The 20,536-nt window shown below is 54.9% G+C and carries 19 protein-coding genes and 2 pseudogenes; 15 read left to right on the top strand and 6 right to left on the bottom strand.

From position 1 onward, the window contains the following. Window positions 1-72: 72 nt before the first annotated feature. A complete protein-coding gene (speE, locus tag INT33_RS13925; protein ID WP_192538815.1) occupies window positions 73-933 on the bottom strand; it encodes a polyamine aminopropyltransferase in 861 nt (286 codons plus the stop codon). Beyond that, entirely contained in the window at window positions 933-2,045 is a 1,113-nt protein-coding gene (gene hemE, locus INT33_RS13920) for a uroporphyrinogen decarboxylase (RefSeq protein ID WP_192538816.1), read from the bottom strand. The genes speE and hemE overlap by 1 nt, the downstream gene beginning before the upstream one ends. Window positions 2,046-2,272: 227 nt before the next feature. On the opposite strand from hemE, the gene ribA reads away from it, so the two are divergent. From ribA to trhA, 4 genes are all read left to right on the top strand, one after another. Then, entirely contained in the window at window positions 2,273-2,908 is a 636-nt protein-coding gene (gene ribA / locus INT33_RS13915) for a GTP cyclohydrolase II (protein ID WP_192538817.1), read from the top strand. Window positions 2,909-3,068: 160 nt separating this feature from the next. Further along, window positions 3,069-4,238 carry a zinc-dependent alcohol dehydrogenase gene (locus INT33_RS13910; protein ID WP_192538818.1) on the top strand — a complete coding sequence of 390 codons (1,170 nt, stop codon included), beginning with the start codon at window positions 3,069-3,071 and terminating at the stop codon, window positions 4,236-4,238. A 22-nt stretch (window positions 4,239-4,260) separates the two neighbouring features. Further along, the gene (locus INT33_RS13905; protein WP_192538819.1) at window positions 4,261-4,797 is read left to right on the top strand and encodes a hypothetical protein; all 537 of its coding nucleotides are present in this window, start codon (window positions 4,261-4,263) and stop codon (window positions 4,795-4,797) included. 218 nt (window positions 4,798-5,015) lie between these two features. Then, window positions 5,016-5,687, top strand: coding sequence for a PAQR family membrane homeostasis protein TrhA (gene trhA / locus INT33_RS13900; protein WP_192538820.1), 672 nt, complete (start codon window positions 5,016-5,018; stop codon window positions 5,685-5,687). 12 nt (window positions 5,688-5,699) lie between these two features. Here the strand turns inward: trhA and INT33_RS13895 are convergent, their stop codons facing one another. Both INT33_RS13895 and djlA read right to left on the bottom strand, forming a co-directional pair. After that, on the bottom strand, window positions 5,700-6,320 hold the full coding sequence (locus INT33_RS13895; RefSeq protein WP_192538821.1) for a glutathione S-transferase family protein: 621 nt from the start codon (window positions 6,318-6,320) through the stop codon (window positions 5,700-5,702). Window positions 6,321-6,524: 204 nt separating this feature from the next. Beyond that, on the bottom strand, window positions 6,525-7,286 hold the full coding sequence (djlA, locus tag INT33_RS13890; protein WP_192538822.1) for a co-chaperone DjlA: 762 nt from the start codon (window positions 7,284-7,286) through the stop codon (window positions 6,525-6,527). 196 nt (window positions 7,287-7,482) lie between these two features. On the opposite strand from djlA, the gene INT33_RS13885 reads away from it, so the two are divergent. From INT33_RS13885 to INT33_RS13860, 6 genes are all read left to right on the top strand, one after another. Then, complete coding sequence (locus INT33_RS13885) at window positions 7,483-9,807, top strand: FdhF/YdeP family oxidoreductase (RefSeq protein WP_192538823.1); 2,325 nt, start codon at window positions 7,483-7,485, stop codon at window positions 9,805-9,807. Continuing rightward, window positions 9,800-10,096, top strand: coding sequence for a MarR family transcriptional regulator (locus tag INT33_RS13880; RefSeq protein ID WP_192538824.1), 297 nt, complete (start codon window positions 9,800-9,802; stop codon window positions 10,094-10,096). Before INT33_RS13885 ends, INT33_RS13880 begins: the two co-directional genes overlap by 8 nt. Before the next feature lie 203 nt (window positions 10,097-10,299). Beyond that, entirely contained in the window at window positions 10,300-12,507 is a 2,208-nt protein-coding gene (locus INT33_RS13875; RefSeq protein ID WP_192538825.1) for a type VI secretion system Vgr family protein, read from the top strand. A 1-nt stretch (window position 12,508) separates the two neighbouring features. Then, complete coding sequence (locus tag INT33_RS13870; protein ID WP_192538826.1) at window positions 12,509-13,660, top strand: DUF2169 family type VI secretion system accessory protein; 1,152 nt, start codon at window positions 12,509-12,511, stop codon at window positions 13,658-13,660. Further along, window positions 13,657-15,171, top strand: coding sequence for an HNH/ENDO VII family nuclease (locus INT33_RS13865; RefSeq protein WP_192538827.1), 1,515 nt, complete (start codon window positions 13,657-13,659; stop codon window positions 15,169-15,171). The genes INT33_RS13870 and INT33_RS13865 overlap by 4 nt, the downstream gene beginning before the upstream one ends. Window positions 15,172-15,176: 5 nt before the next feature. Continuing rightward, on the top strand, window positions 15,177-15,620 hold the full coding sequence (locus tag INT33_RS13860; RefSeq protein WP_192538828.1) for an SMI1/KNR4 family protein: 444 nt from the start codon (window positions 15,177-15,179) through the stop codon (window positions 15,618-15,620). Window positions 15,621-15,760: 140 nt separating this feature from the next. Here INT33_RS13860 and INT33_RS21180 read toward each other — a convergent pair. After that, a pseudogene (locus INT33_RS21180) lies at window positions 15,761-16,260 on the bottom strand (transposase); the annotation flags it as partial. Between the two features lie 126 nt (window positions 16,261-16,386). Here INT33_RS21180 and INT33_RS13855 point away from each other — a divergent pair. The 5 genes and pseudogenes from INT33_RS13855 to INT33_RS13835 all read left to right on the top strand — a co-directional run bounded on the left by INT33_RS13855 (window position 16,387) and on the right by INT33_RS13835 (window position 19,418). Beyond that, window positions 16,387-17,145 carry a PoNe immunity protein domain-containing protein gene (locus tag INT33_RS13855; protein ID WP_192538829.1) on the top strand — a complete coding sequence of 253 codons (759 nt, stop codon included), beginning with the start codon at window positions 16,387-16,389 and terminating at the stop codon, window positions 17,143-17,145. Continuing rightward, a complete protein-coding gene (locus INT33_RS13850) occupies window positions 17,142-17,954 on the top strand; it encodes a PoNe immunity protein domain-containing protein (protein WP_192538830.1) in 813 nt (270 codons plus the stop codon). The genes INT33_RS13855 and INT33_RS13850 overlap by 4 nt, the downstream gene beginning before the upstream one ends. Window positions 17,955-18,141: 187 nt before the next feature. Further along, the gene (locus INT33_RS13845) at window positions 18,142-18,621 is read left to right on the top strand and encodes an SMI1/KNR4 family protein (RefSeq protein ID WP_192539968.1); all 480 of its coding nucleotides are present in this window, start codon (window positions 18,142-18,144) and stop codon (window positions 18,619-18,621) included. Between the two features lie 156 nt (window positions 18,622-18,777). After that, a pseudogene (locus INT33_RS13840) lies at window positions 18,778-18,999 on the top strand (bacteriophage T4 gp5 trimerisation domain-containing protein); the annotation flags it as partial. Between the two features lie 80 nt (window positions 19,000-19,079). Beyond that, window positions 19,080-19,418, top strand: coding sequence for a hypothetical protein (locus tag INT33_RS13835; RefSeq protein WP_193092184.1), 339 nt, complete (start codon window positions 19,080-19,082; stop codon window positions 19,416-19,418). Window positions 19,419-19,984: 566 nt separating this feature from the next. Here the strand turns inward: INT33_RS13835 and INT33_RS13830 are convergent. Then, a partial coding sequence (locus INT33_RS13830; RefSeq protein WP_193092183.1) for a transposase occupies window positions 19,985-20,536 on the bottom strand: 552 nt, incomplete at its 5' end.

Raw genomic sequence — 20,536 nt, 5'->3', positions numbered from 1 at the left:
TGTTTCCTTAACGTTGAGACACAAAAAAGCCGGGCAGAGCAGCCCGGCCTTTATCGCTTGCTGGCGCGTGCGTTACGCGAATGCTTTGCGCATAAACGGCGGCAGCGCCAGGGCGCCACGGTGGGCATCCACTGTGTAGTACTGTAGCGGCATTTCGTGGCTAGCGGCAGCCTCTTCGCGGAAGGTTTCCACGTTGGTGCCTTTACCGGCCAGCGTCACGCTCCACCAGCCAGACGGGTAAACCGGCTGAGGGAAGGGCAGCGTGGCAACGCTTGAAAAGCCCGCTTCGCGCATATCATGGCGCAGCTCGCGAATGATCGAGCCGCTGTGATAAAGCGGCGATTCGCTCTGCTGAACCATCACGCCATCGGCTTTCAGGATGCGATGACAGCGCTTCAGGAAGTCGGTCTTGAACAAGCCTTCGGCGGGGCCAACCGGGTCGGTGGAGTCGATAATCAGCACGTCAATGCTTTCATCGGCAGCGTCATCCACCCATTTGACGCCATCAGCGAACAGCAGCTCGGCACGCGGGTCGTCGTTGGCTTCAACCAGCGCGGGGAAGAAACGCTCCGCGGCCTTGGTGACTTCCTCATCGATATCGATCTGGGTGACTTTCTCAACGTCTGGATGACGCAGCACTTCTTTCAGTGTGCCGCAGTCACCGCCGCCGATAATCACCACGCGCTTGGGTGCTGGATGAGTAAACAGTGCCGGGTGGGCGATCATTTCGTGATACAGGAAGTTGTCGCGGTCGGTGAGCATCACGCAGCCATCCAGCACCATCAAGTTGCCGTAGGTTTCGGTGGCGTACACTTCCAGGTGCTGGTACTCACTCTGCACATCCAATAGCTTTTCAGAGATCTTCAGCGAGAAGGCGCTGCCGTGGCTATCAAACACTTCGGTAAACCACTGGTCGTCGCGTAATTCGCTCATCAATTGGCTCCTGAGGAAGGGGTGTTGGAGTGGGTGGGAATGCCTTGGTGATACTGCGGGCTTAGCTCGTGCAGTGCCTCCATAAAGGCGGTGACATTATCCGGATTGGTAAACTGGCTGATGCCGTGGCCCAGGTTGAACACGTGGCCCGGGCCATGGCCGTAACTTTCCAGCACGCGGGCGACTTCGGCACGAATCGCCGACGGGCGGGCAAACAGTACGTTAGGGTCCAGATTGCCTTGTAGCGCGACCTTATGGCCAACGCGGGCGCGGGCGTTTGAAAGCTCGGTTGACCAGTCGATACCGAGTGCGTCAGCACCGGCACAAGCGATATGCTCAAGCCACTGGCCGCCGTTCTTGGTGAACAGGATCACCGGCACGCGGCGTCCGTCGTGCTCGCGAATCAGCCCGGAAACGATCTGCTCCATGTAGCGCAGCGAGAACTCCAAGTACGCCGGGGTAGACAGCGCGCCGCCCCAGGTATCGAAAATCTGCACCGCCTGGGCGCCTGCGCGAATCTGGGCATTCAGGTAGTCGGTTACCGACTGGGCCAGGGTATCCAGCAGCTGGTGCATGGTGTCTGGCGTGTCGTAGAGCATGGTTTTCAGGTGGCGGAAGTCCTTGCTTGAGCCACCTTCCACCATATAAGTCGCCAGGGTCCAGGGGCTTCCCGAGAAGCCGATCAGCGGCATACGCCCGTTCAGCTCGCGGCGGATGGTGGATACCGCACGCATGACGTAGTCCAGGTCGCGCTCGGCGTCCGGTACGCTGAGTGCGGCGACTTCTTCCGGGGTGCGCACGGTCTTGCGAAATTTGGGGCCTTCGCCGGTTTCAAAATAGAGTCCCAGGCCCATGGCGTCAGGAATCGTCAGGATATCTGAAAACAGAATCGCAGCGTCTAGCGGATAGCGCTCCAACGGCTGCAGAGTGACTTCGCAGGCCAGGTCATGGTTGCGGCACAGGTCCATAAAGCTGCCCGCATCTGCACGGCTGGCGCGGTATTCCGGTAGATAGCGGCCGGCTTGGCGCATCATCCACACCGGCGTGCGGTCGACAGGTTGACGCGCCAGCGCGCGCAGGAAACGGTCGTTTTGCAGAGGTGTGGGGGTCATAAATACTAGCCCTTAGGAAATTTGCCCGCATTGTAGGCGAGCAATTGTACTTTAAGATAGGTGCCAGGCAGTGATGTGCATGGCAAAAATCGTCGCAACCCGACAATTTTTCTCGTGGCTCACACCCTATGCGACCCGTGAGCTAAAGGCGACTTCCTGATAAACTACCCGCCTATTTTACCAACATTGGTGTGGTTAACTGGTTTGGTTAATCAGCGAGGTAACCTGTGACCATTCGCTTTATTGCTGCTTCCCGACTGCCCACCCCTTGGGCCACGTTCACTATGCATGGCTTCGAAGACGAAGCGACGGGCAAAGATCATATCGCTTTAACGCTCGGCGATGTTAAGGGCGGTGAGCCTGTATTGGGGCGCGTACATTCCGAGTGCCTGACCGGCGATGCGCTTTTTTCCATGCGCTGCGACTGTGGCTACCAGCTACAGGAAGCGCTTAAGCGTATTGCCGAAGAGGGCCGGGGCGTACTGCTTTATCTGCGCCAGGAAGGGCGCGGTATTGGCTTGCTCAATAAGATCCGCGCCTATCATCTGCAAGACCAGGGCGCGGATACGGTAGAGGCCAACGAGCAGCTAGGCTTTGGTGCCGATATGCGCCGCTATGATTTGTGCGTGCCTATGCTCAACCATTTGGGTATTACCGCGCTAAAGCTGATGACCAATAACCCGCGTAAAGTGGATGCGCTGACTCGGGATGGCGTCAATGTGGTCGAACGGCTGCCCATCACCACCGGCCTCAACCCGCATAACGAGCAGTACCTAGCCACCAAGGCAGGCAAGCTTGGCCATATGATGGCGCTGGGTGATTTTACCCAGGCAAGCGATGTGGATATCGAGCGAAAAGGCTGAAAATAACGCCTTAATGCGGTTAAAACTGCCAAAAATTGCTTTTTCTTAAACTTTTTTGCCCGGCGTCTGGGCTATGTTGATACAGACCGGTTTTGATACAGACCGATGCTGATACATAGCAGGACGCTAATTATCTGCAAAAGAGTAAGGAGGAGCAACGATGAAAGCACTTTGCTGGCATGGCAAAAATGACGTTCGTTACGACACGGTTCCCGATCCTGAAATAGAACATCCTCGCGATGCGATTATCAATGTAAGCAGCTGCGCTATCTGCGGCTCTGACATGCATCTTTACGATCACTTTATACCCGGTATGCAATGCGGCGACGTGCTTGGCCATGAGTTTATGGGCGAAGTCATGGAGGTGGGCAGCGCTAACAAGACGTTAAAGGTCGGCGACCGGGTGGTGGTGCCGTTCACTATTTTCTGCGGTGAATGCGAGCAGTGCCAACGCGGCAATTACTCGGTTTGCGAACGCTCCAACCGTAATAAATCCCTGGCCGACAAGGCCTTTGGCCACGGCGGTGCCGGGCTGTTTGGTTACTCACATTTAACCGGCGGCTATGCAGGCGGCCAAGCGGAATTTGTCCGCGTGCCGTTTGCCGATACAACGCATATCAAAGTTCCCGACACACTTACCGACGAGCAGGTGCTATTCCTCGGGGATATTTTCCCAACCGGCTGGCAGGCCGCCGTGCAGTGCGATATTCAGCCCACCGATACGGTCGTTATCTGGGGGGCGGGGCCGGTTGGTCAGTTCTGTATTCGCAGCGCCGTCTTGCTGGGTGCCCGCCAGGTAGTGGTGATCGACAACGTGCCTGAACGCCTTTCCATGGCCCAGGCGGGCGGGGCGATCACGATTAATTTCGAGCATGAGAGTGTGCTTGGCCGCTTGCAGGAGCTGACCAACGGCAAAGGCCCGGAAAAATGTATCGATGCGGTAGGCCTTGAAGCGCATGCCACGCGCTCACTGGATTCTGCCTATGATCGGGTCAAGCAGGCGATGATGCTGGAAAGTGACCGCGCCCATGTTCTGCGCGAGATGATTTACGTATGTCGTCCAGCTGGCGTGCTGTCCATTCCCGGCGTTTACGGCGGGCTTGTCGATAAAATCCCCATGGGCGCGCTAATGAACAAGGGGCTTACCGTGCGCACCGGCCAGACCCACGTTAATCGCTGGACCGATGACCTGCTCAAGCGTATCGATGAAGGGCAGATTGATCCCTCTTTTGTCATTACCCACTCCGTAGGCCTGGATCAGGGGCCTGAAATGTATAAGACCTTCCGCGAGAAGCAGGATGGTTGCGTCAAGGTGATTCTCAAACCTTGATCAACAAGCCATGGAGGTAGCTATGCACCATCAATATCATCAATCACAACATATGACCCGTTCATTAAGCACCGCCGATAGAGTCGCCCGCGGGCTTGGCTGGCTAAGTCTGGGCCTGGGGCTTTATCAGCTGTTGGCGCCGCATAAGCTAGGTGAACAACTTGGGTTGCGCGGCCATGAGAACAAGGTGCGTGCCTGCGGCGCGCGTGAAATGATCAGCGGCATTGGCGCACTGACCGATAATCCAACGCCTGCGATCTGGAGCCGGGTAGGCGGCGATACTCTTGACCTGGCTGCACTGACCTACGCGCTTCAGGATAGACATAACCCCAAGCGAAAGAACCTTTATCTGGCGCTAACCGCCGTGGGGATTATTACCGCAGTCGATGTCTACTGTGCCCAGGCGTTAAGCAAACGGCATGCTTACCAAGCTGGTGTCACGCCGGATTACAGCCACCGCAGCGGCTTCCCACAAGGCCTGGAAAGCGCCCGCGGCGCGGCGCGTGATTTTAAAGTGCCCAATGATATGCAGGATGCGCTACCCAGCTTGCCGCTTTAGCTTTATTTTATTTACTTTAATAGTGCAGACATGTCGCTGTTTTAAGCGTTATGTATTAAACACAGCGTTCTAAGTACAGCGGCCACTGTTTCATGACCTTACAAAGCCCAGGCGCTCAACCAACGGCGCCTGGGCTTTGTCATATTTGAGAGGTAGAGTGATGTCTGGTGATTGGCTCTCACCGCTCAATGACGGCAGCTCTTAAAATGGAGCAGGGCATGAACAACGCACACGATGTTGAACCTGAAGAATTCAGCGCTTTAGAAGAGCGCCTGCACAGCATTAGCCACGGGGTAGGCGCGTTACTGAGCTTAATTGGGGTCATGGTGCTGCTGGTGATGGCGAGTATTGCTGCCCACGTAGACCCGTGGAAGCTGGTGAGCCTTGGCTTGTACGGCATAACGCTGGTGTTGCTGTATACCGCTTCTACCCTTTATCACGGTGTTGCGCATCGACTCTGGAAGCAGCGCTTCCAGCTACTGGATCACTGCGCGATCTATCTTCTTATCGCGGGTACTTATACACCGTTTTTGCTTGTGAATATGCGCGGCCCTACCGGCTGGACGCTATTTGCCGCCGTGTGGTCGCTCGCGCTGATCGGGATTATCTGCAAATTGCTATGGCCGCAGCGCTTCGCGATCTTGAGAGTGGTGATTTATCTGCTGATGGGCTGGATGATTGTGTTGGCAACCGAAGAAATGACCGCCAGCCTCTCGGTAACCGGGATTACCTTGTTAGCGGCGGGCGGTATGTTCTACACGCTGGGCGTGATTTTCTACGCCGTGCGGGCGATCCCCTATAATCATGCTATTTGGCACCTGTTTGTAGTGGCGGGCAGCGTATGCCACTACTTTGCGGTAGTGGCAGCCGTGTTGCCTTATTCGACTTGAAGCGTTAAGTGTTTACTCGGCCGCTTGCTTCTCACGCGCCACCGCTTTTGCCAAGGCCGGGCGTTGGGTGTGGCGTTTGTGATAGGCCACAAGCGGCTCTGGCAGGCGGTGCTTCATGCTGATCGCCCAGGAAAGCGTATGGGTGAGAAATATATCCGCCAGCGTGAAAGTATTGCCCACCAGGGTTTCCTGGCCTTGAAAACGCCGTTCTAACGCACTCAGTGCACGCTGAAATTCCCACGTAGCCGTCGGCACGATAGTCGGCACACGCTTGTCTTCAGGCAGTGCAAACTTATGCTTGGCGTGGGTCCACAGCGGCTGTTCTATTTCGGTAACGATAAAGCTTAGCCACTGGTCAACTTGGGCTCGCTCGGCGGCGTTAGCGGGTAGCAAACTGCCATTGCCATACTGCTCGGCCAGATAACGACAAATGGCCGAGGATTCAAACAGGGTAAGCTCGCCGTCTTCCAGCACCGGCACTTTGCCATCTGGATGGCGCGCCAGATGCTCCGGAGTATGGCCTTCACCTTTATCTAGCGCGACATAGCGACAATCGTAGTCCATACCCAACTCTTCAAGCGTCCAGGCGGCGCGCAGTGAGCGAGAATGGGGAAAGCTGTACAGCGTAATCATGGCGTGCTCCTGACAAGGTGCCAGCCGTCGCTGGCGAAAAGAAGACGCCTTCAATCTAGCGGCCCGATGCCAGGATGTCGATATAGGCAAGGTTATTAACGCGGCCCGCAGAGGGGCCGCGCACTCGGCACCGCTGAAGCTGGTGCTAGAGCGCTATATAAAAGCGTTGCAGCACCTGTTAAACGGCCAATGCTTACGAGACTCTTAGCTGTCGCGCGCTTTACGGATACGTTCGTAGGCGTTGCCGATTTCACTGGTGCGCGCCTGGGCCACCTCGCGCATGCTTTCTGGTAAGCCTTTACCGGCCAGTTTGTCCGGATGGTTTTGGCTCATCAAGCGGCGGTAGGCTTTTTTGATTTCGGCGTCGCTGGCATCCTCAGAAACGCCCAGCACGCGGTAGGCATCTTTAAGCGCTTCTTCGCTTGCCCCTTGAGAGTTAGCCGCCGCGCCATGTAGCATGGCTTCAATTTGCTGTACTTCGGCCTCGCTACACCCAATGCCCCGTGCTACTCGCAGGATCATTGTATGCTCTTCAGGATGCAGTACGCCGTCCGCGGCGATGGCTGAGAGCTGGACCTGTAAAAATACCTGGCGCATGACCGGCTGGTTGCGGGTTAGACGGCCGACGCTGGCAAGCTCGGCATCAAGGTCGAAGTTATCCGCACGGCCACGCTCAAAGGCCGCGCGTGCCTTGGCCCGCTGCTCGCCTTGAAGGTGCATCTGGTCAAACAGCTTTTCGGCAACGCCGAGCTCGCCGTCAGTGACTTTTCCGTCGGCCTGGCAAAGGCAGCCCATCACCGAGAAAATCGATTCTAAAAAGCCTTCTTGAAGACGCATGCGCGCCTCCATCAGGCGACGGCCAAGGCGACGCCCTAACCACCAACCCAAGGCGCCACCAATTAACAAACCAATGGGGCCGCCTATGGCAAGACCAATCAGGGCAAAAAACACAATCAGAAGTAGCATGGCTCTCTCTAACGTCAGTAGAACAGGTGTACAGCCGGATATGGACAAAGGGCGATGCAGACTTTCAAGTAGCGGTTTAAACAAGGCGACGTGTTTCGCCGAACGTACTACTATAGTTGAAAAGGAAGCAGGCTAACGTTTACTGCAATCGTTTACCATAATTGCTCCCTCACCTTTCCTCTTCTATGGAGAAGCTATGGCCTCGCCAGATCCGGACGCTCCAAAAAGCTCTACGGTACACGATCCCAAGGTTTTTGAGTATCACAACCCGGCAGGCGGTTGGGGCGCACTCAAGGCGGTCAGCAAGCATTTGCTGCATAGCCGCTCCCCGGCCACCAACGCCCGCTCGCTGTTCAAGCTTAACCAGCCCGATGGGTTTGATTGCCCAGGCTGTGCCTGGGGCGATCCTGAACACGGCTCCTCGTTTGAATTTTGCGAGAACGGGGTAAAAGCCGTGACCTGGGAGGCCACCTCCAAGCGTGTTACCCGGGACTTCTTCGCCAAGCACACCGTCAGCGAGCTTAAAACCTGGGATGACTACCGTCTAGAAGACCAGGGGCGTCTGGTCGAGCCGATGCGCTATAACGCCGAGACCGATCATTACGAGCCGATTACCTGGGATGCGGCGCTGAATCTCGTTGCCGCCGAGCTTAAAGCGCTGCCCACGCCGGATGATGCGATCTTCTATACCTCGGGCAAGGCGGGCAACGAATCGGCGTATGTTTTCCAACTGTTGGCGCGGCTTTATGGCACCAACAATCTGCCTGACTGCTCCAATATGTGCCACGAAGCCAGCGGCGTTGCGCTGACCAAAGCGCTGGGCACGGGCAAAGGCAGCGTACGGCTGGAAGATTTTGAAAAGGCCGATGCAATCTTCGTATTTGGCCAGAACCCTGGCACCAACCATCCGCGTATGTTGGGCACGCTGCGCGAAGCGGCTGAGCGTGGCGCTACCATCGTCAGCTTCAACCCCCTGCGCGAACGCGGGCTTGAGAAGTTTGCCGACCCGCAAAAGCCCCTTGAGATGCTACATAACGGCAGCCATAGGATCAGTTCCCATTACTTCTGCCCCAAACTGGGCGGCGACATGGCGGCGGTGCGTGGAATGGCCAAAGCCCTGTTTGAGCGTGACGCGGCAGGCGAAGCGGTGCTTGATCACGCTTTCATGGCCGAACACACCATTGAGCTGGATGCTTATCGTACCTTAGTGGAAGCAACCGCCTGGGAAACGCTGGAGGCTCAATCAGGCTTAAGCCGCGCACAGATGGAAGAGGCGGCCGAACTGTATGCGCGCTCCAAGGCCACTATTATCTGCTGGGCCATGGGCATCACTCAGCACGTGCACTCGGTACCGACGGTACGTGAGATCGTTAACCTGCTGATGCTGTGCGGTAATTTAGGTAAACCCGGTGCGGGCACCTCGCCGGTACGCGGCCACTCCAATGTGCAGGGTGACCGCACCATGGGGATTTTTGAGCAGCCCTCCGATGAACTGCTGGATGCCTTGGAAGCTCGCTATAACAAGCCCATGCCGCGTGAACATGGCGTGGATTCCGTGGCCGCCGTGCACGCCATGCGCCATCAGCCCGGCAAGGTATTTATCGGCCTGGCGGGCAACTTTACCCGGGCGATTTCTGATAGCCGGGTGACTGAGGCGGCGATGGCGCAGTGCCAGCTCACGGCGTTTATCAGCACCAAGCTGAATCGTAGCCATCTGATTACCGGTCGCGATGCGTTGATTCTACCCTGCCTGGGGCGTACCGAAATCGACCGTAACAAGGCGGGTGAGCCTCAGTTGATCACGGTAGAAGATTCCATGAGCATGGTGCACAGCTCGGCAGGAATTAATCGCCCGGTAGATGCCTCGCTGCCTTCAGAAATCACCATTTTGACCGGCATTTCTGAGCGCTTGTTGGGCAGCGAGGTAGTGAACTGGGCAGCCATGCGCGAAGACTATGACGTGATTCGCGAGCATATCGAAGCGGTCATTCCCGGCTTTGAGAACTTCAACGAACGCGTTCGCGTGCCGCGGGGATTTTGGCTAACCAACCCCGCGTTCGAGCTGTGCTTTCCTACCGAGAGCGGCAAGGCCGAGTTTTCTGATGCGCCCCTGCCTGAGCAAGTCATCCATCAACAAATGGCGACCCGCCAAGGCGGCTGGCTCACCTTACAAACCATGCGCTCTCACGACCAGTACAACACCACGGTATACGGCTACAATGACCGCTACCGGGGTATCGAAAACGGCCGTCAGGTGATTTTCCTGAACCGTAAGGACATCGACCGGCTAGGCGTTAGCGCCGGGCAGTGGGTGGATTTGATCGGTGAGTCGGGCGATGGTATCGAACGGCGCGTGGACGGCTTCAAAGTCGTGGCCTACGACACGCCCGAAGGCTGCGCCGCGGCCTACTACCCTGAAACCAACCCGCTGATTCCGCTGGATCATAAGGGCGATCAAAGCCATACCCCAGCGTCCAAGTCGATTGCCATTCGTTTAGAGCCGAGCACACGGATTGCTTGATCTATCTGATCAAATGGCGAATCAGCAGGAACTGCAGCGCGCACTCGCGGCGCTGCAGGATGCTCACCCTGAACTCGACACGCTGGCAGCCTTGGTGTTGCTGGCACTGCGCGAGTCACCGCCCGCCGAAAAAGGCATTTCCAGTGCGCTACTCGCCAGGCATCTTAATATCGAACATGCCTTGATCCGCCGCGCTTGCGCGGAGCTTGAAGATGCGGGCTGGGTGAGTACCCAGCCCGCAGGCGGCGCCAGCCCGGCGTTACGGGTGAGCTTACTGGCCAGCATTTGAGCGTTAAGCATATAGATTTAGCCTGACGAAGCATCAACACGGCATTACTAACTTGGTAGGGTGAGTCTGGCACTATTTTGTAAGATATAGCTTAATTTTTTGTAGGACATTGACGCTTTAAAGCGTTGGGCTCTTGCCCTGCCAGTCTAGCTCGCTACTCTAAGCGCTTCTTATTAGCACGTAGTGCACCAAGGAGCGGGAAAATGGCGGATAAGACAGGGCTGCAATTTACGTTGACCCTACCGGGGGCGAATGGCATCGCTGTGGTGCGATTTACCCATCGCGAAGCGCTTTCCGAGCCATTTATCCTCTCAGTGGAGTTCGCCAGCCGCATCCACGATTTATCACCTTCCGATTGCCTGGACCAGGCCGCTACGCTCACGATCTGGCAGGATGGCGAGCCGCTACGCCGCATCCATGGCATTGTAAGTGAATTTGGCCGCGGAGACCGCGGGCACCGCCGCTCCTTCTATCATGTGGAAATCCGCCCGGCGTTGTGGCGGCTTTCTTTGCGTCATAACTCGCGTATTTTTCAAGATACCAATCCTTATCAGGCTATCAATATCTTAGCCAGCGAACGCGGTATTACTGATTTAGGGTTTGCTACGACACGAACGCCACCTACGCGGGAGTTTTTGGTTCAGTATCGAGAAACAGACCTGGCCTTTATCGAGCGCTTGGCGGCTGAGGAGGGGTGCTTCTATTTTCATGAGTTTGAAAACGCCGAGGGCGGCGCGCATCGGCTAGTGTTTGCCGATGCCACGGTTATGCTGCCCAATATTGGCGAACGTGCCTACCACGCGCGAGCAGGCGGGTCTTCACCCAAGCGGCATATACGCAAGCTGCGCCAGATTAGTCGGGTACGCCCCGCTTCAGCCTCGCTAAAAGATTACAGCTTTAAAAATCCAGGCTATGCCCAGCGCCATGAGCATCTGGCACCGGGGCTTGGCGAACACGCTCAGCGGGAAGATTACGAGCACTACGATTATCCGGGCCGCTACAAGAAGGATGCCTCCGGCAAGCCGTTCACCCGCCATCGGTTAGAATCTTTGCGTGCCGATGCCTCTACCGCCGAGGCTGAAAGCGACCTGCCCGAACTCGCCCCCGGCCGATGCTTTACTTTGACCGACCACGATGTCGAGAGCTTTAACGGCGATTGGCAGGTGGTATCCGTCGTCCACTATGGTGAACAGCCCCAGGCGCTAGAAGAAGACGGCATGGCGCGTGGCAGCGCGACCTCGGACCAGGCGGGCGAGCAGATGACCCGCTACCACAATAACGTGGTCATTATGCCGAGGGACCAGATCTGGCGGCCTACGCCTAACCCCAAACCCCGCGTGGATGGCCCCCAGGTAGCCTTTGTAGTGGGCCCTGAAGGCGAAGAAATCTACTGCGACGAGCACGGCCGGGTCAAGGTGCAGTTCCCTTGGGATCGATACAGCCAGGCGAACGAAACCGCCAGCTGCTGGATCCGCGTGGCTCAGGGCTGGGCCGGCGGCGGCTACGGCAGCATGGCCATTCCGCGTATCGGGCATGAGATTTTGGTGTCGTTTTTGGAGGGCGACCCGGACCAGCCAATGATCACCGGGCGCACCTATCACGCCTCGAACATTCCGCCGTACCCACTGCCGGCCAACAAGACCCGCACGGTCATTCGTACCCAAAGCCACAAGGCCGCTGGCTTCAACGAGCTGCGCTTCGAGGATGAAGCGAATGAGGAGCAGATCTGGCTTCACGCCCAGAAGGATCTTGACCTGCTGACCCTCAACGACCGTAGCGAAGAGGTCAAACGCGACAATACCCTGCACGTCTACCGGGACCGCACCACGGACATCGACCGCGACGAAACGCATCTCGTTCATCGCCATGAAACCCATATCGTGGACGGCAACGAAACCCACACCGTGCACAAGCACCGGCGCAAGACCATCGACGGCAATGAAACCGACCGCATCGGCAAGCACTGGTCGACCAAGGTGGGCAAGAACAAGACCGAAACCATCGGCAAGGCGTACCTGCAAAATGTCGGCTTGGCGCGCATGGAGAATGTAGGCCTGGGCTACAGCCTCAACGTCGGCGCGCTGATGAACACTCTGGTGGGGCTGAGCCAGACCACGCAAGTGGGGCTCAATCATTCGCTGAACGTGGGGCGCAACATCACCCTCAAGGCGGGCAACCAGCTGACACTTCAGGTGGGCAACAGCCGGCTGGTGCTCACTGAAAATTCGATCTACCTCGACGCGGGCGAGATCCACGTCAAGGCGGGCACCAAGGTGCATATCGACGGCCCGGATGATGTGCTGCTCAACACCGGCACCGCCCAGCCCGCCCCCGGCAGCGAGGAAGACGGCGCCGAGAGCGACCCGATGAACGACCCCATGGTCAAAGACGGCAATACTCCAGGGTGGTGACATGGCCAATGTAACCAACCCAACGCCGTTTCCGCATGCGCTGTATCGCAAGCTCGGGCCGGGCGGTCTGGAATACCAGGTACTGGCCGTACGTGGCACCTTCCGGTTTAGAGGAGATCGAGAGCCGTTAGGATTGTCCGCTACCCAGCATCCCATTCGCTGGCAGGAAACGTATGCGGGTGGCCCGGAAGGCAGTCAACAGCGTTTTGTTGTCAACGACAGCGATCTCATCGTCGGCAAGCCAACAACGGATATTCACGTCAGCGGCACTTTGCGCGCGCCCACGGGCCAGCCCAGCAGCACCTGGCGGGTGGGGGTCAAGGTTGGGGCAGTGAGCAAGTACTTGAGAGTATATGGCCCGCGCGATTTTCAGTGGCGGCTAATGGGTGGCTGGAAGGTTACCCCACCCGAACCTGTCCATGAAGTACCTCTGGACTACCGCTACGCCTTCGGCGGGCACTTTAGCCCGGCAGAAGCGCATGATGCGGCCGCCAGCGCGGATTCTTTGCTCTATTATCCACATAACCCGGCAGGCTGCGGCTGGTTGCCCACACGGGCCGATTACCGGCGCTTGCCTAAAGAGATTGCCAGGCCGCTCAAGCAGGAGCTGGAGGCAATCGCACAGCTCCCCGCACCGCAACTCGAAGATCCTGATTTTCCGATTGCCTCTCCTTTGGACAGGCCATCACCGGCCGGCTTCGGGCCCATCGCCCGCTGGTGGCAACCGCGCCTTGACCATCAAGGCACACTCGATGAGACGTGGCTGGCCCACCGCTACCCGCTGTGGCCGGAGGACTTCAATTCTCGCTTCTATAACAGCGCTCATCCCGACCTCATCATGCCGGAGTATGTGCAGGGCAATGAAGAGATCATTCTGACCAATTGCCTGGCCGGGAGCCAATTAATGCCCGCCGGCCAAGGGACGAGCAGCTTTTATACCCACCGGAGCCGCTTGCCTGGCCTCAATATTCAGGCGTTGGCCGAGCAGCCTAGCGGCAAGCGCACCGTCACCACGTTGGCACTGGACACCATCAGTATTGATCTCGATGAGCGCGAGCTAACCCTGACGTGGCGCGCGCTCTTTCCCACCGATGATCCCGTACGGCGAATGATCGTTGCCGCTTCTGCGCTTCGCACCAGGAGGCGGGCATGAGCGACGAGTTCAACGAACCGGAACGACTGGAAACCCTGACCGTGGTGGCGGATCGGTATCCGCCGCCCGATGACGAAGACATGCCGTCGGCGCCCCCGCCGCCGCCGCCCACGGAACCGCTCAGCGGGCAAACGCTGCACGTTGGCCTGGCCGATTATACGTACCTTGCCGCCTGCAGCGAGCCGGATTTTTGCCGCGTGGGCAACAGCGTGGTGGGCTTCGATTCCACGGCCACGCTGGATAATCCGGTGCGTTACTCACCTAACGTGGTCGCGGCGGGACGCGAGCTTTATCGCGTCGGTGACCTGTTTCAGGGCGTACAGGGCGATGCTGGGCAACACGTGGTTTCCGGCACTTCGCAGGGCAGCGGGCATGTGTTGATTACCGGTGGGCAGGACAACGTCAAAGCCAACGGTTTGCCGATAGCTCGCCATGACAGCCCCTGCCAGATCAACTGTAATGCCTCTGGAGTAGGGGGCGCCGCTGGTTATCTCACCACCGTGCAAAAGACGGTGGAAAGTACGCCCGAGCCAGCGAGCGGTGAAGGGCCTGACTATAACCCCGGCGAGGAGGGCGGCCGCGTCGTCCGCGACAAATGGGAAGGTGCCAAAGCGGCGGCCAAGACGGCCTGGGAATCACTGCCTTTCACCCGCGATGAGGCCTCCACGGACGCCGCCCGCGGACGGATCGTACAGAGCACCAAAGACACTTACGAAGGGCTGAGTACACTGGCCGGGCCTAGCCTGATGGACATCGCCGATAGCGCCGTCGGCTGGGCCACCGGCGATGCGGAACGCGCCGGACGGCTCGGAGAGGAGTTGCAGCGCACCGGAGATGCTTGGGGCGGTATTTGGGACGCAGGCGTGGAAGCCTGGCAGGAAGCCGAGGAGCGCAACGGCTTCTTCGGTGCCATCGAGATGAGCGCAGCAGCGATAACATTCGAGCTCATAGGCGGCAAAGGCGCGGGAGCGGCCAAGACGGCGGGCGAGCTGGGGAGTGTGGCTCGGCGTACACCGGAGACGCCGCCTAGAACCCCTGATCATGGGGTGCATGTAGAGCAGGCACCTACTAGACTAAAAAGTGATGAGAGCCACAGTCGCGATACAAGGTTTTTTAATAATGAACCAGTAGATTGGAGTGCATCTCGTCCAAAGGGGACACAGTTCGATTACGAAGTATTCCAAAGAAATGATATTGATTGGGGGCAAATTAGAACAGCAGGTGATAAGCGATTTGTTGATAAGACAAATGCTGAGGCTGCTGCAAAAGGGCTTTCCCCTCAATTACCTGATGGTAATTTTGCGACGCTTCACCATCTTGGTCAAAAATCTCCAGGGCCATTGGTAGAAGCAAGCACAAGGTATCATGGTGTAGGTAAACCTGGGCAAGATATCCTGCATAGCCAATATGGTAGAAGTAAACCACATCCAACGCTGCAACCGGATCGCAGAAAATTCGATGTTGATACGCGCGAATATTGGAAGTGGCGCTCAAAAAATAGAAGGGAGTAATCTTAATGACAGACATAAATAATTTGAGAACTCGTTATGAGGCTATATACGGGAGTGAGCCGTGTAATGATTTTGCAATCTTTGAGATTGAGGAAAAATTAGGTATTAGGCTGCCCGAAGATTTTAAAGAAATATCAACATTTTATTCCGGTGGCCTGCTGGGGGGTATCAGTCATCACGAAATAGCAAATATAAGTGAGGCCACAAATATTGTTCAGGAAACATTAAGATTGAGACATTCTATCGGCTTACTGGATTGCTATGTGGTAATAGCTGAACCCTCTGAGAGTTTAATTGTTTTAAACACTGATGAGCAGCCTGCTGTCATCTGGTGTGATGCAGTAGAGGCAAAGAATATTAATTCATTAAGTTTTAATAATCAGCCGGACACCTGGAGGAGTTACAAAGAATTTTTTTCCTATCTATTAGATGAGGAAGAGGACGAATAGCTACATAGCTTTAAGAGTGTTCAATGCTTTGTCAGTGACCTTTCCCCTGAATTAGGTGTTTGGTCCCTCGAATTGAGGGTTCGGATCATTAGAAAACCTTTCGGACTCTTTTTGCCATTGCTCAAGGATAAGAGTACGTTTCAAAACCTGCCTTGCCATCCATTATAGCAAATAAGCGAGCGGCTAAGAAGCGTAAGAGCATAGTGGATGTCAACTTGGCGCTCATACCGTGTGACCAGGTGCCTAAATTTACTTAACCAAGCAAAGGTGCGTTCGACTATCCCGCGATGGCGCCCAAATCGTTGGCTGTCTTCAATGCCTCGGCGCACGACACGAGGTTAAATATTTCGTATATGGCATGATCGGCGGCAGCGGCGATGATCATACGCCTTGTCAGCGTGGAGCTTATCTGGACGGCTGCGTGGTCTTTCACATCGGCCCTACCCCAGATGAACATGATCCAGCAAAGCACTCAGTGGCATGTCATTCATATTGGCACCTGATGATAGGACCACTAGTGGAACGCCTCGCCGATCTGTCAGTAAGTGCCGCTTGGTTCCTGGGTAACCTTGGTCTGTCGGGCTAGGGCCGGTAGCGGCCCCTTTTTTTTGGCTGGCAACGTAACGCTATCCATGCGTGCAGGGAGGGTTGATAAATACTTGATACGCGTCAAAGCCGATGGCTCATCGCGGGTAAGATTGCTAGACGAGAATGCTAGAGTAATAGGTGATGCCCCGGGTTTTTAAAGTATTAGGGAGAAAAGCGCATGCTACGTGAGAAGAGCCTGGATAGAGATAATCTCGATAAATATATTGCTTTTAAAGATACTACTATCGCTCGAGACAAGCTCGAAATTGATTCTCCTGATGCTCTTCCGGCGACGGGGAAGGTAATAGGGGCTGCAATGCTTTTTTCGAGTATTATGGAATATCTTGTCGCCCGTTATTCGCGGGGGGATGATTTGACCATTATCCAAGACTACCTACCGGATTTACTTGAGCAGCGCGAAAAGCTACTTTACTACAGCGATGCATTACCTGAGGAAAAGCAAGAGAATAGGTTGATGTACGAGCGCTTAAGCGATGGGGCTTATATTGAGTACAGCCGCTGGTTAACCATGGCCGTCTGTTTGGGAGTCGGCGATGCACATATTAAACGCGCCCTGGAACTGATCGATAACGCCGGAGTTGATGCGTTGCTTGACCGAGTTGCTATCGCTCTGGGAGATAGTGAGCGTGCGGTGGCCACAGATCTGCTCTACCCCAAGCCCTATGCCCCACTCTATGAGGCACTGGATGCGCCCACTGATCAACAGGGTAAATTGATCAAGAAATTTCTTGATGGCTATGCCAATACCGTCAGAAAGTGGGGAATCTCTATCATCCGTGAGAAAGAATGGAAAAATCACCCAGGCGACTGGTGCTTCGAGGCCGCGCTGGTCGTCAAGCTGTTCAACATCGATGACAGTACCTTCCGCGACCACCCGCTCTATCCTGCTGCCTTGATCCACGGAGACCCGATATGAGTGCTGAAATATCGATGCGCGATACTCGCAAGTCACCGGCCTATTTCACCGCGCTTCTCAGCGAACTGGACCTGGGTTTGCAAGGCGAGCCGACCGACCCCGTCAACCGATTGCCGGACGACCGGGTACGCAGCGCTTGGCAGCTGTTTGAGGGCGCGCTCTATCGCCTGGTCGCACACTACTCGCAAGGAAGCGCGCTGGATAGCTTACAACCCTACCTGGATGATGTGTTGAGGCGACGCGAGCAACTGGCCGAGTACGGCGAGAAGCTGCCGGAACGTCAACAGGTCATGCGGCGTTCGCTGGAGCAGTTCGACCCTCGCTTCAACACCGTTGATACCTACCTTTACCACCTCTGGTGGTGGTCGCTGGCGATTTGCCTGGGCGTAAGTGACGAATATCGTCAACGGATGCTGGCGGTCACGGGAAATGCGGGGCAAGATGCGCTGTTTGATCAGCTGGCGGCTCGGCTCGCAGCCCTTGAGCGGCCTATTGCGGATTCACTGTGCTATCCCGATATTCACGCGCCGCTGCTTGAGATCACCCAGTTGGCGCCGTCTTTGCGTTCGCAATACCTGCAGCGCTACCTAGACGACTGGTATCCACGCTGCGCTCCAGCCGCCTGGTACGATAACCATCTCAGCGAGGATGACGAGTACGAACTGGCGGATTTTTATGTCGGCTACTGGTGCTTCGAAGCCGCTCTGATCGTCGCGCTTTATGATATTGATGATACGAGCTTTCGTGATCATCCGAACTATCCGGCAGACCTGGTTGCGTATTATCGGAACTCTCGTACTTCTGCCTGATGCTCTTTTTCTCTGCAACGTATCGCCCTGCCGAGTTATTACAGTATCTACTTTTATAATGACGCTTATCCTGGCCTCATGAGTGGTTTGATGAGTAAGCTCCAGGTAGGGCCATTGTTTAAACAACGACTCGTCTATCGCGTGCAGGAGTTCCAGTGGCATTTGTTACCGTTAATGGGCGTTTAAAATGCTAAGTGATATGACTGCTACTGGAAAGAGGCTAGGCCCGGAAGATTTGGAACGAGCTGAGAATGAGCTGGGATATGAATTGCCTGTTGCGTATAAAAAATTTTTATTAAAATATAACGGAGGCGTGCCGCTAGAAAGTTATATTGATTTTGAGGCTGAAAAATTAAATCTGCCAGGTGATGAGGTGAAAAAGTTTTATGGGCTGAATGCAAAGCCAGCAAATGATATTCTCTATAAGATGAAAGAGGTTGGTCATAACCTTCCATTAGGTCTTGTTTTTATTGCAAATACTCATGGGGGTAACTTTTTTCTACTGTCGTTGCGAGATGACTCTTATGGGCATATCTTTTACAAAGATCATGAATTCGAAGATAAGTCTCCTTTTAACCCGAGTAACAATATACTGCCCGAAAGCATCATAAAGGTATCTAATACCTTTAGTAGTTTTTTAGATGCCCTTTATGAGGATGATGAATAATTTAACTTGAAATCTTTATTTTAAATAAAACCATGCTGTAATTGAGTATAATATTTAAATGGTTCAGCAAGAACACAGAAGGTCTCTTATACTCATAAGGCCCAGAGCTTAGCAGGTGGTTACGGCAGCATAGCCCTGTATCGGCCATGATATTTTAGTTTTTTGAAGAGTGACCCGGACCAGCCACTGATCACCGGGCGCACCTATCACGCCTCGGATATTCCGCCGTACCCACTGCCGGCCAACAAGACCCGCACGGTCATCCGCACCCAAAGCCACAAGGCCGCTGGCTTCAATGAGCTGCGCTTCGAAGATGAAGCCGGGGAGGAGCAGATCTGGGTTCACGCCCAGAAGGATCTTGACCTGCTGACCCTCAACTATGATCCATCAGGAAATATTATTCATGTTAAAGACAAGCTTAATTGTGGCGTATACCAGTAATGGCTATGAGGTGAGTGATGGAAAGATTTGATGTTCTGAAAAAACTTATTGAGTTTAGCGAGCCGGTTGATGAATTGTCTAATATCCTAAAAAGTTATAGTTGGGATTATGATGGCGAACCTATCGTTCTTACTGCTTCACATATTAGATCAGTGTTGAAAAGATTCTTAATCGATGAACTTGATCCTGAAAGTCTTGAAAAATGGGCAAACGTCATAGAATGCCGAGAAGATATTGATTTTGAGGAAAATAATCATATGGAAATTGACAGTGTAATTCACTATTTAGCAAACTCCAAGATAGAAGGAGCTTTAACAAAAGGAGTTTGCGTTAATATGCTAGCTACCCTAGAGTGAGTTTTATGATTAGTAGAGTGCTTAATTTGGTATTATGCCTTGCAATCAAAATTTGAAAAAAAGCCCAGAAATACACAGATAACAACCACCATTACTTTTTGTATTTAGAGTGTACAGTATCCCATGCTAGATGATTTGGTAGCCTGCCTGGCTGTATGTTAATTCTAAAAAAACAGGGTGCTCAAAAGTAGAATGATTCGTGAGCTAAACGAAGGGAGATTCTTCATTAGAAACGGTCCTTAGTCACTGAGTGTGGAATTTACCTCCTGAGCTGAGTCAGAATATGGCCTCTTTATGGACAAGAGGTAATGGCCGCACCACCGACATCGACCGCGACGAAACCCACCTCGTCCACCGCCATGAAATGCATGTCATCAATGGCGGCGAAACTTATACCGTTCCTAACCCGGATTTCTCATAGCACCTCAGCAAGTACCGCACCCAGGCCGCCATGCTATTAAAAACCTATTGGTACATCTTAAATTGCCTACTTTTTAACCACTTTCCGTCGTTAAGACACACTTCCCCCTTTCCCCCATTGCGTCGGGCCGGGGGAGCCCGAGCATTCAGTTCGGCACCAACCGCCTGACGAGATCGGATAGTTGCGCTTTATAGGGGTAGCTGTCACTCATCAACACCCGGATTCGGCGCGTATTGCGGATGATGACTGCGCCCACTTTGATGAGTTTGAGCCTCAGGTTGCTTGGGCTCATGCGCGCGAAAGGCGTCTTCTTCAGGTAAGTGCGTAAGCGCTCGAACAGCGTATAAGCGAAGCCCGACAAGATCAGCCGCCACTGATTGGCCCACCAGTGCGTGCTGGAGGTCCGGTCAGCAAACAGGCTCAGTTGTTGATCCTTGATCCGGTTCTCCATGTCACCCCGGGCACAGTACTGCTCGTAGTAAAGCTTGAAGCCGTCATCGTAACGAGAGCTGATGATAAACCGGGGATTAGAGCCTAACTCACCTTCTTCTAGGCGGGCCACCACCCAGCGTGGGTATTTCCAGGAGCGGGCTTGATACTGGAAGCGGAACGTCCCCGCTACTTTCCCTCCCACCTGCCATTGGGTCTTGCGCACCAGCATCATGGGGACGTCCACTTCCTTGAGCAGCCGGCTGTT

The organism is Halomonas colorata (assembly GCF_014897985.1).
Classification (GTDB): Bacteria; Pseudomonadota; Gammaproteobacteria; order Pseudomonadales; family Halomonadaceae; genus Vreelandella; species Vreelandella colorata.
The sequence above is the reverse complement of the archived record's forward strand: the minus strand, read 5'-3'. Positions and strand labels throughout refer to the sequence as shown.

What these genes read in the sequence shown, in the direction of transcription:
- speE (WP_192538815.1), bottom strand. Translation starts at nt 933, where the DNA reads ATGAGCGAATTACGCGACGACCAGTGGTTTACCGAAGTGTTTGATAGC.
- hemE (WP_192538816.1), bottom strand. Translation starts at nt 2,045, where the DNA reads ATGACCCCCACACCTCTGCAAAACGACCGTTTCCTGCGCGCGCTGGCG.
- INT33_RS13910 (WP_192538818.1), top strand. Translation starts at nt 3,069, where the DNA reads ATGAAAGCACTTTGCTGGCATGGCAAAAATGACGTTCGTTACGACACG.
- INT33_RS13905 (WP_192538819.1), top strand. Translation starts at nt 4,261, where the DNA reads ATGCACCATCAATATCATCAATCACAACATATGACCCGTTCATTAAGC.
- trhA (WP_192538820.1), top strand. Translation starts at nt 5,016, where the DNA reads ATGAACAACGCACACGATGTTGAACCTGAAGAATTCAGCGCTTTAGAA.
- INT33_RS13895 (WP_192538821.1), bottom strand. Translation starts at nt 6,320, where the DNA reads ATGATTACGCTGTACAGCTTTCCCCATTCTCGCTCACTGCGCGCCGCC.
- djlA (WP_192538822.1), bottom strand. Translation starts at nt 7,286, where the DNA reads ATGCTACTTCTGATTGTGTTTTTTGCCCTGATTGGTCTTGCCATAGGC.
- INT33_RS13885 (WP_192538823.1), top strand. Translation starts at nt 7,483, where the DNA reads ATGGCCTCGCCAGATCCGGACGCTCCAAAAAGCTCTACGGTACACGAT.
- INT33_RS13875 (WP_192538825.1), top strand. Translation starts at nt 10,300, where the DNA reads ATGGCGGATAAGACAGGGCTGCAATTTACGTTGACCCTACCGGGGGCG.
- INT33_RS13870 (WP_192538826.1), top strand. Translation starts at nt 12,509, where the DNA reads ATGGCCAATGTAACCAACCCAACGCCGTTTCCGCATGCGCTGTATCGC.
- INT33_RS13865 (WP_192538827.1), top strand. Translation starts at nt 13,657, where the DNA reads ATGAGCGACGAGTTCAACGAACCGGAACGACTGGAAACCCTGACCGTG.
- INT33_RS13860 (WP_192538828.1), top strand. Translation starts at nt 15,177, where the DNA reads ATGACAGACATAAATAATTTGAGAACTCGTTATGAGGCTATATACGGG.
- INT33_RS13855 (WP_192538829.1), top strand. Translation starts at nt 16,387, where the DNA reads ATGCTACGTGAGAAGAGCCTGGATAGAGATAATCTCGATAAATATATT.
- INT33_RS13850 (WP_192538830.1), top strand. Translation starts at nt 17,142, where the DNA reads ATGAGTGCTGAAATATCGATGCGCGATACTCGCAAGTCACCGGCCTAT.
- INT33_RS13845 (WP_192539968.1), top strand. Translation starts at nt 18,142, where the DNA reads ATGCTAAGTGATATGACTGCTACTGGAAAGAGGCTAGGCCCGGAAGAT.
- INT33_RS13835 (WP_193092184.1), top strand. Translation starts at nt 19,080, where the DNA reads ATGGAAAGATTTGATGTTCTGAAAAAACTTATTGAGTTTAGCGAGCCG.